This window comes from Aquimarina sp. Aq107 (assembly GCF_943733665.1).
GTDB lineage: Bacteria > Bacteroidota > Bacteroidia > Flavobacteriales > Flavobacteriaceae > Aquimarina.
The window spans coordinates 1,568,411-1,586,180 of the sequence record NZ_OX030782.1 but is presented as its reverse complement, the minus strand read 5'-3'; the positions used below and the strand labels follow the sequence as shown (position 1 = coordinate 1,586,180).

The 17,770-nt window shown below is 32.5% G+C and carries 10 protein-coding genes; 3 read left to right on the top strand and 7 right to left on the bottom strand.

Going from position 1 to position 17,770, the window contains the following annotated elements; all coding sequences use genetic code 11:
* Positions 1-27: 27 nt before the first annotated feature.
* The 6 genes from NMK29_RS06420 to ccsA all read right to left on the bottom strand — a co-directional run bounded on the left by NMK29_RS06420 (position 28) and on the right by ccsA (position 14,632).
* Entirely contained in the window at positions 28-2,085 is a 2,058-nt protein-coding gene (locus NMK29_RS06420) for a hypothetical protein (protein WP_108803102.1), read from the bottom strand.
* A gap of 20 nt (positions 2,086-2,105) precedes the next feature.
* Entirely contained in the window at positions 2,106-3,566 is a 1,461-nt protein-coding gene (locus NMK29_RS06415; RefSeq protein ID WP_234424249.1) for a RagB/SusD family nutrient uptake outer membrane protein, read from the bottom strand.
* Between the two features lie 14 nt (positions 3,567-3,580).
* Positions 3,581-6,598 carry a TonB-dependent receptor gene (locus tag NMK29_RS06410; RefSeq protein WP_108803100.1) on the bottom strand — a complete coding sequence of 1,006 codons (3,018 nt, stop codon included), beginning with the start codon at positions 6,596-6,598 and terminating at the stop codon, positions 3,581-3,583.
* A gap of 254 nt (positions 6,599-6,852) precedes the next feature.
* Positions 6,853-9,660, bottom strand: coding sequence for a triple tyrosine motif-containing protein (locus tag NMK29_RS06405; RefSeq protein WP_108803099.1), 2,808 nt, complete (start codon positions 9,658-9,660; stop codon positions 6,853-6,855).
* Positions 9,661-11,307: a solute:sodium symporter family transporter gene (locus NMK29_RS06400; protein ID WP_108803098.1), complete on the bottom strand. Its 1,647-nt coding sequence runs from the start codon at positions 11,305-11,307 to the stop codon at positions 9,661-9,663.
* A gap of 148 nt (positions 11,308-11,455) precedes the next feature.
* A complete protein-coding gene (ccsA, locus tag NMK29_RS06395; protein ID WP_108803097.1) occupies positions 11,456-14,632 on the bottom strand; it encodes a cytochrome c biogenesis protein CcsA in 3,177 nt (1,058 codons plus the stop codon).
* A 132-nt stretch (positions 14,633-14,764) separates the two neighbouring features.
* On the opposite strand from ccsA, the gene NMK29_RS06390 reads away from it, so the two are divergent.
* From NMK29_RS06390 to NMK29_RS06380, 3 genes are read left to right on the top strand one after another with little or no spacing between them, the layout of a single operon-like run.
* Complete coding sequence (locus NMK29_RS06390) at positions 14,765-15,529, top strand: Rossmann-like and DUF2520 domain-containing protein (protein ID WP_108803096.1); 765 nt, start codon at positions 14,765-14,767, stop codon at positions 15,527-15,529.
* Entirely contained in the window at positions 15,513-16,037 is a 525-nt protein-coding gene (locus tag NMK29_RS06385; protein WP_108803095.1) for an HAD family hydrolase, read from the top strand. The genes NMK29_RS06390 and NMK29_RS06385 overlap by 17 nt, the downstream gene beginning before the upstream one ends.
* Before the next feature lie 29 nt (positions 16,038-16,066).
* Positions 16,067-16,639 (top strand): non-canonical purine NTP diphosphatase, encoded by a 573-nt coding sequence (locus NMK29_RS06380; protein ID WP_108803094.1) that lies wholly within the window; start codon positions 16,067-16,069, stop codon positions 16,637-16,639.
* Here NMK29_RS06380 and NMK29_RS06375 read toward each other — a convergent pair.
* On the bottom strand, positions 16,636-17,268 hold the full coding sequence (locus NMK29_RS06375; protein ID WP_108803093.1) for a type II CAAX prenyl endopeptidase Rce1 family protein: 633 nt from the start codon (positions 17,266-17,268) through the stop codon (positions 16,636-16,638). The two genes, NMK29_RS06380 and NMK29_RS06375, sit on opposite strands and share 4 nt — an antisense overlap.
* Positions 17,269-17,770 lie beyond the last annotated feature (502 nt).

Sequence of the window (17,770 nt, the reverse complement as noted above, 5' to 3'; positions counted from 1 at the left end):
CAATTTTACCTTCTAGTCTTATAAATTCTAAAGACGTATTAGTCTATACTGCCAGAATACTCCAGAACCCGCTTCGACAATAACTGATATTGTATTTGTATCTACAAATGTTACGCTATATGTAATAGAGCTTGGTACTGCTACATTAGGTAACTCTCCCATATTATTTGCTTTTGCTAAACCGATGTAAGCTCCGTCTCCATTTACTATTAATGTTCCTGCCGTTTCATCATAAATATAGCTTGCCATATTAGATCCATCGTGAGGCGCAACTGGTGTACCACATGCGTCACTTCCTCCTTGCCACCCTTCAATCCAAGATTCACCATTTAACACGTTGCTAAAAGTACCATCAGAACTGAAAACATAAAGATCATTATAATAGCATGCTCTTTCTGCAACACAGGCATCATCACAAGCGAACCAACTGGTATCTCCTGGTGTTGGACCTACTCCTAAAGCTCCTGCTTCTGGCGCAAGTTTCCAAACTCCTTCAATTGGCGTTGAATATGTTTCTCTAACTAATCTATACTGCCAAAATACTCCTGAACCAGACTCTACTATAACACTAATCGTATTATTATCAATAAATGAAACATCATAAGTAATTGAACTAGGAACGGCAACATTAGGAAGTTCTCCTTGATTATTTGCTTTTGGCAATCCTACATAAGCTCCTTCTCCATTAATTGTTAATGTACCTGTTGCTTGATCATAGTTATATGTAGCAATGGCATTCCCGTCATATGGTGCAACCGGAGTACCACAAGCATCACTTCCTCCTTGCCATCCTTCAATCCAAGTTTCGCCTGTAAGTACATTGCTAAAACTACCATCTGTATCGAAAACATATAAATCATCATAATAACACGCTCTTTCTGTAACGCATGTATCGTCGCAAGCAAACCAACTAGTATCACCAGGTGCTGGCCCTACACCTAAAGCACCAGCTTCTGGGGCTAATTTCCATACTCCTTCAATACTAGCCATAACAGAACTTGTCAATTCTATATCATCAAATAAGTATTCTGAATCGTCTCCTGCAATATCAAAATCAAAAAAGATTACTACTTTTTGATACTCATTATTAGTATCTATTGCACTGAAATCAAACTCTAATTCTTCCCAATCATTAGCTACGGTATTAGTTACATCCACTTCGTGAGCTATATTTCCATCAGAAATATTTTCAACTTTCAATTTTATTGTTATTCCACTTTTTGGAGAAAACACTTTTACTTTAAATAATTTATTACTGGAAAAATCTATTGGGTTTTCTAACTGTAAAAAAGAACCTGCAAATACTTGCGCTCCAGAAGGTTTTATAGTTTGTCCAACTCTTGCACTTGTATTTAAACCTGTTTGATTTGGATTATCTATCACTTGTGAAGAAGCATCTCCAAAACTGGTAAACCCATAATTTACTGTAAATGACTCGAAATCTACTGGCAATGTAACTGGATCATTTGCTTCTGTAATAGTCACTACTTGTGTAGCTTCTGTTGTTGCAACACCTGCTCCCCGAGCAACCACTCTAACTGTATAATCACCAGGACTTTCATATGTATGCTCCAATATTTCACCAGGCATTATAATTGTTGGTTCTTCATTTTCTACATCTCCAAAATACACATCAAACAACGTTGCAAAATCGGCGTTAGCACTAACCCTAACTATTGCAGGGTTTACTGTATCCTGATCCAATGTAAGTACTAAGTTTTCTGGTGCTCTAAATGAGATTGTTAAAAGCTGAGAAAATTCACTAGTAAGTCCAGTGGCTCCAACCGCAACAACTCTTGCTGTAAAAGTACCTTCTTCATAAACATGTTCTGCAGTACTTCCTGGCGATATTATCGTTGGCTCTTCATTATCTACGTCACCAAAATAGATCTCAAATGACGAAGTAGAAACACCACTTGGTGTTACAGAAACAAGTCCCGTATCATCTTGCGTAATATCAAAAACTGCATTTACTTCGGTTGGTGCCGATATACCTTCAAAGGCATATGAAACATCATCTTCTTTACAACTGTTAAAACCAGCTGCTAGAATAATTATAATTAATAATGATTTTAAAAATTTCATCTTCTTCTAATTTTTTATTTTTAATATCCTGGATTTTGTTCCCATCTATTTCCGGCTAATTGAATTTCTATTAAAGGAATTGGAAATACTTCGTGTTTTCCTGCTACGAAACCATCTATTTCGGCAGCAGCTCTACCTGTTCTTACTAAATCGAAAAAATGATGTCCTTCTCCTACCAATTCTACTCGTCGTTCTTGATAAATTGCATCTGCTAAGGCAGTTCCTGTTACAGTAACATCAGGTAATTGAGCTCTAGTTCTTACTCTATTAAGGTATGTTTGCGCCTGAACATCATTACTAGGTGATTTTCGATTGTGTGCTTCTGCTGCCATTAGCAAAACATCTGCAAATCTAATTGCCCGATAATTATTAGGGTTAGTAAGGTTAGCATCTCCGGTATTAAGATCTCCTTGACGAGCAATATATTTTCTATTAAAATATCCAGTATGTTCAAAACCTATAGAAAAAGTTGCTCCTTGAGCTGCAGCCCAAGCATCTATATCCAAAATAGCTACATCTAGTCTAATATCTCCAACTTCAAATGCATCTACAACTTCTTGAGTCGGTACATTAAAGCTAAAACCTGAATCAAATAATGGTCCAGAATAATTTCTGATTCCATTAAAACCAACAGCTACATTACCTTCACTACATTGTAAACAACCAAAACCAGCACCTTCTACATCTGTATATTGTACTTCGAAAACGGATTCAATATTATTTTCTCCTTCTTGCTCAAAAATTGTATTGTAATCAGTAACTAGATCGTAAGGTCCTGCAATCACAAGATCTAACACATCTGCCGCTTCCGTAAATTTATTTTGAAATAAATACACCTTACCTAAAAGCGCTCTTGCCGCTCCTTGTGTCACTCTACCTATTTCTGCTTGTGTAACAGGTAAATTATCAGCTGCAAATTGCAAATCTTCTTCTATCAGAGCATATACATCTTCTTTAGCAGATCTATCTATACCGGTTTCTTCTCCAAATAAAATTCTCTTATCTATTGCCAATGGCACATCTCCAAACCATTTAACTAATTCAAAATAATAGTAAGCTCTTAAAAATCTGGTCTGAGCGATCACTTCATCTTTTCCAGAAAAATCGGTTTTATCCTGAAACTCCATAATATAATTCGCTCGATTAACTCCAGCATACATCCAACTCCATATATCTCTAAGTTGTGCATTAACAGGCGTATGCATCATGTCATCTATTTCCTGTATACCAGGTGTATCTGATGCGCTTTCTCCACCAGCCAATGTGTTATCAGATGCAATCTCTCCTAACATTACATTTATATAGGTAGACTGCAATAGATCGTAAGCTCCTATCAATGCGTTTTGATAATCTTCTTCGCTATTAAAAAAGTCTTCTGAATTTTCATCCTCTGAAGCTACATCTACAAAATCGTCACTACAGGAAAAAATTATAGTAAATAGTGCTAAAAAGACTACTACCAATTTGATATTATTTTTCATCTTTTTCATCTTGATTAAAATTTAAGATTTACACCTAATAAATATGTTCTTGGCACAGGATAAAACCCTTGATCGATACCTCCACCAATTGGAGCACCAGAAGATGCTGCGGGATCATAACCTTGATACTCCGTAAATGTGTATAAATTATTTACTGATGCATATATTCTAAATTTGTCTATCCCAATTGGAGTCATATATTGCCCTGAAAATGTGTATCCCAACTGTACGTTTTGAATTCGGATATAAGAACCATCTTCTACATAAAAACTAGAAAACAAACTATTAGAATTAGCACCTGTCGTTACTCTTGGAAATGAATTCGTAGTTCCTTCGCCTGTCCAACGATTTAAAAATGCATTACTTCTATTTACCAGAGGTTGATTTCGCTCATAATTCCTAACAATATCATTCCCTACCGAAGCGAATGCATATGTCGTGAAATCAAAATTCTTATATTCAAAACCAACATTTAGACCCATAGTGGCATCTGGAATAGGGTTTCCAATATCCGTTCTGTCATCAGAGTTGATTTCTCCATCTCCATTTACATCGACGTATCTAAGATCACCTGGAGCAGCATTGGCTTGTGTTGCGTGAGTATCCACTTCTGATTGATTTTGGAAAATTCCGTCTGTTTGGAGTCCATAAAAATAACCTATCGGTTTACCTGCTTCCATTCTTGAAGGAGGATCTTGACCTACTCCAAAAGAACCACCAGCAATGAAACTATTTTCGCTATTTACTGATACTACTTCATTATCTAAAGTCGTCAGATTAAAACTTATGTTGAACTTAAAATTTTCTGAAAATTGATCATTATAACTTATTAAAAACTCATACCCTTTATTTTCTACAATACCAGCATTAATAATTGGTGGAGCTGATCCTGGTGCCGAAACCCCCAAAATTCCTGAAACAGGTGCTACAACGAGTAAATCCTCTGTTCTTTTTTTGAAATAATCAAATGTGATATCAATTTTATTGTTAAACAACCTTGTATCAAATCCTATATCCAAAGTCTTTTGTTGCTCCCATTTAATTTCTGGATTTGATAATTGCCCAATGGCTGTACCTATTACTAATTCATCATCTATTACATATGCTCCTTCTCCGCTTAATAAAGAAACAAATCCAAAATCACCTATTCTATCATTTCCAATAACTCCATAACTTCCTCTAAGCTTTAAGAAATTTAACCAACTACTATTATTCAAGAATGACTCGTCTGATACTACCCAACCGACTGAAGCAGAAGGAAAATATCCAAACTTATTTTTAGGTCCAAACTTTGTAGATCCATCTCTTCTAATTACGGCAGAAAGTAGATACTTTCCTTTATAACCATACTGTAATCTTGTAAAATAAGATAGTAATCTACTATCGAAAGTGTTTCCACCATTCTGAAAATTATCAACTACATCTGATGCTTGCGAAATATTAGCATTATCATATGAATTATCAATAATATCAAAGCCTGTAAAACCTGTAAATGTTCCTGTTGTTTTAAAAACAGACATCCCTAATAATACTTTTACATCATGATCATCAGCAAATACCTTTTCATATTTCAAAAAATTATCCCAAGTAAAATCTCTAAAGAAATTTTTAAACTCTGTAACACTACTTCTGTCTACATTAAATACTTTTCCAGATCCGTAAAACACTTCTGGAGAAAAGACTTTACCATCAACTTCTGAATAATTAAACTGAAATCTTGATTCTGCCGTAAAATTGTTTAAGAAATTATATTTCAATCCAAAAGTTGCTCCAATGCGATTTACTCTTGTATTATTAAACGTATTCTCTATTTGTGCTATTGGATTAATCACTTCATTTCCTAAACCTTCTGCCAACGTAAAGTCTCCATTCTCATCTCTAACTGATAATGTAGGAGCCATATTTAGTGAATTAAACAAAATAGATCCTAAAGTATTCTCTAATAATGTTTCTCTATTAGTTTGTGTAAAAATCCCAGAGGTTGTAAACTTAAAATTCTTAGCAAAATCTAAACTATAATTTAATCTCCCTGTAAAACGTTCAAAATTAGCATCTGATCCACCTACAATTCCATCTTGGGTCAAATAAGAAGCTCCTCCAGAATATGTAGAATTTTCACCACCACCAGAAACATTAAGGTTTATATTAGAAATTGCTGCTGTCCTAAAAATTTCATCTTGCCAATCTGTTCCTTCACCAAGTGTAGTAAAATTAGGAAAAGGTGGAGTACTACCTCCGGCAGCAAATGCCTCATTAATAATTACTCCATACTCGGTCGCATTTAATACTGGTAATCTTCTTGTCGTTTCCTGAAACCCCGCATAAGAATCTACTTCGAATCTTAAATCCGTATTACGAACTCCTGACTTCGTTGTAATAAGAATTACACCATTTGCTGCTCGCACACCATAAATACCAGCAGTTGCATCCTTAAGTACATTAATACTTTCTATATCATTTGGATTTAACACACTAAGATCTTCTATTACATTTCCATCTACCAGAATCAATGGTCTACTATCTCCATTTGTAGATATTCCACGGATAGATATTGTAGAACTACTTCCTGGAGATCCGGACTGTGATGTTACATTTACACCCGCTACTTGTCCTTGTAAGGCTTGTTCTATTCGTACTGGATTTAATTCTTCAATAGTTTCAGCTCCCACAACAGAAACTGCTCCAGTAATTTCCTTTTTAGTCTGTGTTCCATATCCTATTACAATAACCTGTTCCAGAGATTCACTATCCTCCTCCATTATAATATTAATAATGGGATTCTGACCAACAGTAATTTCTTTAGTAGTAAATCCTACATATGAAAAAGACACAACACTTCCTACCGATACATTATTTAATATATAGTTCCCATTAAAATCTGTCACTGCTCCATTAGAAGTATTCTTTACAATGACATTAACTCCAGGTAATTCTAATCCATTAGCATCTTTTACGCTTCCTCGAATCTGAATTTCCTGAGCATTAATAACTGTTGTTAAAAAAACAGCCATTAAGAAATAAGCAATTTTCATAAATGTTTTTGTTTGATTTACTCAAATTTACCCACGAATATTAAGAAATCGTTAATAACCAACCACAACAAAAAACATACAGTGTTTTAGAAAATTTAAAAAATTAATAACTTTTTTAAGGAAAAACCCAATAAAAACAGGAAGTAATAATAGTTTCTTAATTATTAAAAAAATGTAAAGAAAGTATTACTGTAATTGCACTACAACGTTGGAGTATAGGTAATGTTGTGGTAATAAAAAGACATGTTGTAGTCCTAAATTTCAAGGATGTAGTTCACTAAACTATCTGAATGTTCTAATTCTAGCTTTTTTCTTAAACGATATCGTTTAATTTCTACACTTCTCACAGAAATGTTTAACAATGGTGCTATTTCTTTAGAAGATAAATTAAGTCTTAAGTAGGTACAGAATCTTAAATCATGAGGAGTTAAATTATCATGCTTTGCTTTAAGCTTTTTTAGAAAGTCTTTATCTACACTATTAAAAGCTTCTACGAAATGGTTCCAATCATCCTTATTATTTAAGTTTCTATCAATGATTCGTTCTACATTTTTTAATCCACTTCGTTCAGACTCTGATTTTTGAAGTTCTTTTTTAATAGTATTTAAAATTTCGTTCTTTTTAATAATATTCATCGTAGATGAAGCTAACTCCCGATTTTTACTATCTATATCTTGAGTTAATTTTTCATTATTAAGTTTCATTATTTCTCTTTCGCTCTCTAATTGCTTAAGCTCAAGTTGTTTTTTATTTTCTTGAACCAACTTTTCTCTCTGCTTAGAATAATAACGTTTGTATGCTCTGTGCATTATCAACAATAAAATCAAAAATAAAACAGAATATATGATAATAGCCAAAATGGAAAAATACCACGGCCTATCTATAATAAACTTATATTGTAAGACATTATCGCTCAGATCATTTCCTATTTTAGCCCGAACCTTAAAAGTGTATTCTCCAAATGGTAAATTCTCGAATACAATGTTGGTTTTTGTACTCCAACTGCTCCAGTCTTCATAAAAACCATCTAACTTATATTGAAACTTTGAAATAAGATATTTATCATATTCGGGAATTGCATATGCAAAAGAAACTGTGTTCAAATTAGATTCAAAAACAGGAGATGCATCTAGAACATCGATTTCCTTAAATTCTGTAGTTTTTTTCTTGGCAGAAACTTTTTCTAAAATAATTTTATGCTTTCTAGAGTGAACTCTAGATAAATCCAAAATCATATATCCGTAAGTAGTTCCCAATAGGTATTTATCTTCTATTATGTGAAGTATATTTTCAAAACCTATCATTTCCTTTCTCAAGACATATGGGATAGGAACTTTTATAACATCTAAATTATCTGAAAATTGACTTTGAAAAATATAATCCAGTTCATCTTCAGCAAAACTCCAAAGCCCTCCTCTATTATCTTTTACAAGTTTTCCAATACCTTTTTTTTCTATATCAAAAGCTTTGCTAATTAAATTGTTTTCTTCAAACTTTCTCTTCTCTTTGTTATAAGAAAACACTCCTTTCTGATGAGCATAGAAAATATTGTTTTTATACTTGGCAATACTAGAGTTTTTACCTTTCGGTGCGGTTGTATCCTTTACAATTTTTTGCACTTTTGTAAAGTTCTTATCCAGTGTTAAATTAAATAGTCCTTTATATTCGTGATTAATCCACAATTGATCTTCATATATTTCTAAAAACCTTGCAGAATAATCAAACCCTTCTATTTTATGTCTTAGTTCCCATGTATCATTTTGTTTTTGTAATATACTAAGACCTCCATAATGCCCTTGTAATAACCAATCAGGATGCCCAGGAACTACTCGAAAAATCCAAGTCCCACCAATCGCACAGATTAAGCGAGAACTATCCCCTTCTATTTGAAAAGTTCCTGAATCATGACCACAGAACAATGTATCATCATAGCTAAAAAGATTCCAAACTTGTCCATTCGTGCCTTCGACAAATTTAAATTGTTCATCCTTATCCAATCTTTTGTAAAACAACCCTTGATTCGTTCCCAGATATAATAAACCATTAAAGACTATAGTAGTATATACTGTACCAATTGTCCCTTTATCATCATTAAAACTCTGTATAGGTGATTTTAAATTCAGACAATTAATCCCATTATCCAAGGCAAGCCAAATATTACCATCCATATCTTCAAAAGAAGATAACACTGTATTGTTATTTAACCCTTTGTTCTGATTAACCTGATAGATAACCTCACCTTGATCAGAGAGGTATATAAGTCCATTAGATATTGTACCTACAACAATACTACCATCTTTAAGCGTTGTACTGCTATAAACCGTAGCGCCATTTAACAGCTCATCTGATTCTGTATTCCATTTATTAACTTCTCCATTAGAAAACTCAAAAAATCCTTTTGAAGTTGTAAGTACAAAAATCTTGTTATTAGATTTCCAAATATTTACAATCTTATCATTTACTACCTCAGGATCATCTATTACCAATATAGGTTGTCCTTTTTCTATTTTATAGATCCCATTATTTAAATCGTGATAATAGATTGTACCATTAACATTAAAAATATTGGTAAGAGTCAATTTAGATTCTATTATCGAAATTTCTTCTGTAATAATATTGTATAAGTAAATCCTATCTAAAGATTGAAATAATATCCAATCACCTTGATTTACTATGTGCCAAAACTGCTCATCTTCTATAAGCTTTTCTTTTATAGTATCACTAAGTGAATTGTACTCTAGTTTACCAAAATTATTCTTTTTCCAATACCCAAAGTTCATATAGAAACCGGTATAAACACGCTGACCTACAACTTTTACAGATCGCATTACGGTTTCATTTAGTGTAGGGTACAATTCCCAATTAGCACCATTAAACTCTAAAAGACCTTTGTTATTCGCTACATAAATATATTTATTCTCAGCTTGGGATATAGACCAATTTTGTGTTTCTCCTTCATAAGCATCCGGAGAATAAACTTCTATCGGCGGTAATTCTTGGGCAATAATTATCGCAGAAAAAAATAGATATAAAAATAAAACTGTCTTTTTAATATATTTCAATTATTTAAAATAGATATAGGTAGATATAACAATAAGACACACTACTGCACCTACAATTTTTGTGTATTTCCAAGGAGTTATATCCACTTCCTTAGTATACTGCTGTTCATATGCCTCTTCTCTTGGATACAATTTACCAATAATTAACATGATAATAATGTTAACTACAAAAAGAATTGCCATTACATGTAAAAAATGAGGATACGCAGATGCTTCTATTCTTCCTAATTCTGCTAGATCAGTAATACCATTGGCCTTGGCCGCATCTACTGCGTTACCCTGAAGTATTGGCTTTATAACAAATTGACTCAAAATATATAATACAGATCCAGAAATAATACCAATTTTACCAGCTATTGCAGGCACTTTCTTCGTAAGATACCCTACAACTATAATGGTCAAAATAGGAATACTATAAATTCCATTCACCTCTTGTAAATAATCAAAAAGGCTCCCGGCATTTGCTATAAATGGAGCCACAGCCATAGCTAATACTGCTAATAAAACACCAAAGCTTTTTCCAGCTTTTACTACTTGTTTTTCACTTGCTTCCTTATTGATATATTCTTTGTAAATATCCAGACCAAAAAGAGTAACGGAACTATTTAATGCACTATTAAATGAACTTAAAATTGCTCCAAATAATACTGCCGCAAAGAAACCAACTAAAGATACTGGTAATACTCTACTCACTAAAGTTGGATATGCCTCATCTGCAACCTCTAACTCTCCATTAAAAAGATGAAATGCTATGATACCTGGTAATACAACTATAATAGGACCAAGTATTTTTAGAAACGAACCTAACAATAAACCTTTTTGACCTTCTTTAAGGTTTTTAGCACCTAATGCTCTTTGTATAATAGCCTGATTTGTACCCCAATAAAACAATTGAACCAACATCATTCCAGTAAATATTGTTGCGAAAGGAATAGAAGAATTACTATCTCCAATTACCTTAAATTTTTCTGGATTTGTAGTCATTAAAGTACTAATCCCATCAGAAATACTACCATCTCCAATTTCTAATAAACCAAAAACCGGAATCATAATACCTCCTATTAGTAAACCAACAGCATTTATTGTATCAGATACTGCTACAGCCTTTAATCCCCCGAAGATTGCATAAATTGATCCTATCACACCAATACCGATAACACAAATCCAGATAGAAGTTTCTTTAGAAACACCTAATAATCCTGGGACATCAAACATGGTACTAATTGCTAAAGAGCCAGAATACAATACAATCGGTAGAAAAACTACAACATAACCAGTTAAAAACAAACCTGATGTAATTGCTTTCGTTGTAGTGTCATATCTTCTTTCCAAAAATTGCGGTACAGTTGTGATTCCTCCTTTTAAATATCTGGGTAATAAAAAAATTGCAGTGATTACCATAGCAATAGCGGCCAATGTCTCCCAAGCCATTACTAAAATACCTTCTGTATATGAAGAACCATTTAACCCAACAATCTGTTCTGTGGATAAATTAGTAAGTAGTAAAGAACCCGCAATTACTACAGCAGTCAAACTACGTCCGCCCAAAAAATAACCATCTGAAGAAGTTTCATCGGTTTTTCTTGTAGCCAAATAAGATATAATAGCAACTAAAAGTGTGAATCCTACGAAAGAAATAATACCCATATTAAAATTTTAATGATTTGTTAAAAATCATAAAAATATCAGATATTATTCAATACCGTTAAGAATTATATTAAAAAAATAAGGATGTAAAGTTTTTGTATAGGTATTATTAACAATAAAACAATGAAAAACAATTATTTAGAAAATATCACTTCTTGTAATGTATACTATATCTCCAATAAGAAAAAGCTCCTAAAATAGCCCAAACAACGAAACTATAATAGACTGCAGTCGGCGTCACTACCTGATCCCCGCTCGCATAAGAATGCAACCCTTTTAAGTAGAAATTTACTCCGAAATATGTCATCAAAATAGACGAAACCGCAAATACGGACATCAGATTAAAAAACCATCGACCACGCAAACCAGGAACTAATCTCATGTGTATTACTAGAGCATATACCATAATACTAACTAAAGCCCAAGTTTCCTTTGGATCCCAACCCCAATATCGCCCCCAACTTTCATTGGCCCACATACCACCAAGAAAATTACCAATGGTTAACATAACCAAACCTATAGTCAATGCCATTTCATTAATAATAGTAATCTCTTTGATATTTAGAGCCATTCTCTTTTTGTTAGACTTAGTGGTCAATATCATTAATAATAGAGAAAGGATTCCTAGAATAGCACCAACAAAGAAAGGTCCATAGCTGGCTACTATAATGGAAACGTGAATTAAAACCCAATATGAATCTAAAACAGGTTGTAAATTTGCAATTGCTGGGTCTGTCCAATTCTCATGTGCAAAAAATAATATAATAGCAGCAACAAAGCCCGTAGCTGCAACAGTAAGGTTACTCTTTTTACCAAAAGCCAACCCTAACGCCATTGTAGCCCAGGCTACATAGATCATAGATTCATATGCATCACTCCAAGGAGCGTGACCAGACACATACCATCTAATTATTAATCCAGATGTATGTACCATAAAAATCAATACAGTAATTCCCATAAAGATTTTTACTAACACTTTTACAAACTTATTTTTATAATAAAATATTCCAAAAATGATAATTAGGATAAATAGCAAACTAATAATTCCATAGTATCTATATAAAGTTCTAAAAATATCATATTTATTAAGAGCTATCTCAGCTTGTATTTTTTCATCTGTTGGCATTACCTCGCTTCCAAACTTTGTTTGAAATGCTTTTATACTTTCTAAGTACTGATCAGGCTTACTATAATCACCTGTAGTTCTTGCTTCTTGTAATGACTGTACATAAATAGGAATAATTTGTCTAGTATAAACAGAATCCATTCCAGTAAATTTATGTTCATTTAATTGCGGAACTGATACCCACTTATTGCCTTCGTCATTAGGAACCGGAAAAATTCTAAGAATTCCTCCTCCAAGAGCCTGATTTAACAAATAGAATTTTTCGTGCGTTTTTAAGAAATCCTTTTCAAAACTACTTGGTGTACTTGTACTACTTGCTTTTTCTAAATAAGGATCTAACTTATAAGAACCATCTTGTTCTACTAAATCTATAAGAGAAACTCTTCTCTCTGATTTCGAAACTCCTAAAATCTTACGAATACTATCATTTTCTCTTTGTATTTCAATAATAGGAATGCTATACCATATAAAAGGGTTCTCAACCATAGATACAAATACCTGATCTGCCGTTAAACCCTCATACGTATCTTTTTTACTTAACTTACGAAGTAATTCTGAAGAAAATGTATTTACAGGTTTCATTCTACCTCGCTCATCTTGGATAATAATACTACCAAATTTCGCAGCGTGCTCTTTACCAACAGCATTGGCTTTTATAATAGAATCTAACTTAGCTTTACTTGGTAAAGTCTGAAGATGATTTACATGGTTTGGTTCTTCCTGTTGTTGTTCTTGTTGTTGTGCAAAAGAAAATGTTGAAACAAACAATGTTAATAAAAGGGTCAATTCTTTCTTTTTTGACTTTACTTTATTTAACATCTGTTCTAAATCTTTAAATCTCGATCCTTTTGTGAAGAGTATAAGCATTAATCCTAAGTATAATAACATATATCCAGCATAAGTAACCATAGTTCCCCAATAATCATGATTTACAGATAATACCGTTCCTTTTTCATCTGGATCAAAAGATGCTTGAAAAAAACGATATCCTTTATGATCTAAGACATGATTCATAAAAATATCATATGGTTGAGGCGCCTCATTCTCTTCTACAATATCTACTTTACTCATAAAAGATTTATAAACCTTTTCTGTTCCTGGCTGCTTCTCTGCTATAAAATCATTTAATTTTAACGCAAAAGGAAGCTCTAGTCGCTTAGAACCATAGCTAAAATACATATCAAGTCCGCCTAAAGAAATTTTCTGCATATCATTTGCATACCCTTTCCCTCCTAACAACTTTACTTCTTTGGTTTCACCGTTAGTAGTAACATCGACAATAAGTGCATCTTGCTGTCCTTTATCTTTTATCTCAATTGGAACCACATCATATGTTCCAGTTAATACTGGATCCGGAATTACAAATTGCATTCCAGCGGTTTGGTATAAAGATCGTAACATAAGAGGCTGAACACTATCTTTAATTACTAAACCTTGCTGTTGATCAGCCATTCGTAAATAAGATCCTTCAAAAGGAGATTCTATATAGTATTCATCATTCTTATAAGTGATATTAATAGCACCTTTTGTAGGTATATTAAAAGCAACCAAAATATTATGAATATTTGACACTTCACCTTCCTTTAAATAATGGTCGTGTCTATTACCATCACCTGCTTCTACGATCTTAAGATAATTCTCTCCATCTTCCTTCTCCACTAAGCCCATTTCTGCACCGGTAATATAATCTCTATATTGTATTGTTACAGGCTGACCATTATAATCCGTATTAATTGTAAAATCATTATTGGTAGCCTCAGTCAACTCTAATTGTTCCGAAATTGGTCTTCTACGAGGTTCTCCGTTAATTTCTCCATCAAGAAAAACCGTTAAATATGTGCGTTCGGATAAAAACTCTGAAGTAGTTTCTCCTTCTCGTATTGGCATTACGCCCTCATAACTTATATATCTAGTTATAAAAGCACCAAGAAGAATTAAAATGAAAGAAAGGTGCAAAAGTAATGTTGCCCATTTTTCTTTTTTGTACAATTTATATCGAACGATATTTCCGCAAAAATTGATCATAAAAAAAGCCATAATAGCTTCAAACCACCAGGTGTTATAGATCCAAATTCTTGCTGCAGTTGTACCATAGCCATCTTCTAAAAATGTTCCCACCGCCATCGAAGCAGCAAAAACTAAAAATAGAACAGCCATTAATCTTGTAGAAAATAAAATACTTGCTAACCTCTTTTGCATTGTAATTTTTTTAGCTCGGCAAATTTAGTGTTTTTGGCAGGATAATCAGACATTCTAATTATCCTATTTATTGGTTTTAACAGAACTATAAAACTTGTCTAATTTTTAAAGTATGTTCCTTATTTTAGCCAAATGATTACAGTAGTTATTCTTGGTGCCGGAAATGTAGCACAACATCTATATACTGCTTTTCGAAATCAAAAATCGACAGAAGTAGTACAATGTTACAATCGAAAAGGAATTTTAATTCATAAAGATCAAAAAAAAGCATCTATTACTGATTCTCTAAATAATTTAAAAAAAGCCGATCTATACATTTTAGCAATAAGTGATGATGCTATAGAAGAGGTTTCAAAAAAATTACCTTTTGAGAATAGATTAGTTGTTCATACATCAGGTAGCGTTCCAATAACTACTATTAATGACAAAAATGCTCGAGGCGTTTTCTACCCTTTGCAAACATTTAGTGCTACAAAAAAAGTAGATTTCAGCGATATCCCTTTTTGTATAGAAGCAGATAATGAAAAAGACAACCAAATTTTAAGAAACATTGCTTCGCAATTATCAGAAAGGATCTATGATATTAATTCTGATCAAAGAAATGTATTACACGTCGCAGCTGTGTTTGTAAATAATTTCACAAATTATATGTTTTCTGTGGGAGATGAAATTTGTAAAGAAAATAAAATTCCGTTTGAAATCTTACATCCATTAATCCAAGAAACTGCAAAAAAAATAACTGAAATGGAACCTCAAAACGCTCAAACTGGACCAGCTATGCGTAAAGATTACCAAACGATTGAGCGGCACCTTAAAATACTTAAAAATAATTCACAAATAGAACTATACAAAACACTTACCAAAGCAATACAATCTAAATATGGAAAAGAGCTATAAGGAGTACCTACAACATATAACCACTTTTATTTTTGATATAGATGGGGTTCTAACCGATGGAACAGTATTAATTCATACTAACGGAGAATTATTGAGAACTATGAATATTAAAGACGGATATGCTTTAAAAACTGCAGTTCAACAAGGATTTAATGTATGTATCATATCTGGAGGGAAAAATGAAGGCGTAAGAAAAAGATTAGAAGGTCTCGAAATAAAGGATATTTATTTAGGCGCTCATCATAAAGTAGAACAACTTAACGAATACACAGATAACAAAAATATAAAACTGGAGAATGTCTTATATATGGGCGACGATATCCCAGATTTACCTGTTATGAATATGGTAGGATTACCAACCTGTCCGCAAGATGCTGTGGCAGAAGTAAAAGAAGCCTCTAAATATGTTTCGTTTAAAAAAGGTGGAAAAGGTTGCGTAAGAGATGTTATAGAACAAGTCCTAAAAGTACAAGGAAAGTGGGTTGCTAACTATAACGCCAAAGCATAAACTCTTTTATCATTAATAAAAAAGGTACTATGAAATTAGTCTTTGCTACTAACAATCTAAATAAACTAAAAGAAGTACAAGAGCTTATCCCCTCTCGTATTCAACTGCTAAGTCTATCCGATATCGGTTGTACCGAAGATATCCCAGAAACTTCTCCAACTATTGAAGGAAACGCAATTCAAAAAGTTCAATATATTAAAGAACATTATGGATATGATTGCTTTGCGGATGATACTGGATTACAAGTTGATAGTCTAAATGGTGAACCTGGAGTATATTCTGCTAGATATGCAGGAAAAACGAAGGATTCTAATGCTAATATGCTGAAACTTCTTACAAACTTAGAAAAAAAGGAAAATCGAAATGCGCAATTTAAAACAGTAATTGCACTGAGCATTAATGATAACCTACATACATTCACTGGTATTTGTAAAGGATCAATTACTAAGAAAAAAAGAGGAGATCAAGGTTTTGGATATGATCCGATTTTTTTACCAAATGGATATGATGAAACTTTCGCAGAATTATCTCTAGAAGAAAAAAATAATATCAGTCATCGAGCAATAGCCGTAAAAAAACTGATTATATTTTTAAATAATTAACCTGCATCTGGAAATGCAAGCATATCACCCATTCCAACGGTAAAGAGCCAGTTTCCGTAAATAGCATGTTCGATCGAAACTAATGTGGTTGATTTTGTTCTTTGATAGGTAAATGCAAATAAAAGTCCTCCTAAAAAAGTAAGCAACTGAACAAGAAAACTTCTCAAAAAAATATGGGCTAATGAAAAAAGAATTGCATTTAAAAAAATAAATAGCCATTTACTCTTGACTAAATTTTCATATCTATCATAAAAAAAAGTTCTATAAATAAGCTCTTGTGGCCATACAGATAGAAAGGTATATACAATTAAAATGACACCCCATAAAATAGGTTTTTTTATTAAAACAGAAAATAACTTATCCGGAGCAACCCAAAAAACATACAAACTAGTAATTATAACAATAATAGCTAGTTTAATAACTGTTTCTTTCCAAAACGGTTTCCAAAAAGTTTTATCTGGGAATTTTAATTTAAGAAGTCTAGATTTTCTTAAATGTACAAGAATGTATATAAATCCTGCAACAGTTAAACCAACTTTTACAAGAATTGGATAGGTAAATAAAAAACTAACAGGGAGTAAAACGAATAAAAAAAACAATTCTATTCCTCTAGTAAAAGTAGGCTGCATCAATATTAATTTTGTACTAATTTCTGGATAAAAAATGAAACAAATCAATTTTTAACAAATAAAAAAAGCCTCCGGGCAAGAGGCTTTTATTTAGGGAAATCAAATTTTGGGGTCTATTCGATTTACAATTTTGGGGTAATCAAACCTTCGGTATTCCAAGAATACCTTAAAACTAATTCATGTTATATCAATCATTAACAACACTTCAAATATACATGCTATATCAGAAAAAAGTGATAAAATGATTTCAAAAAAATCATAAATCATCGATAAAATACATTTTTAATCGACAAAAAGTATAAAAATCAATTGTAACGTGCTTACACCACTAATTTTAAACATTTTATTGATGGAAAACACTAAAAGAAGATATTTCTAAATTTAAAGAATAAAAAAAGCCTCCTGAGGTTAGAGGCTTATTAGCATTGGGGGCGAAATAAATTTTGGGGCAAAAAAGGATATTTAAATATAGAGGTAACGTTAAAACTAATTCTATTTCAAT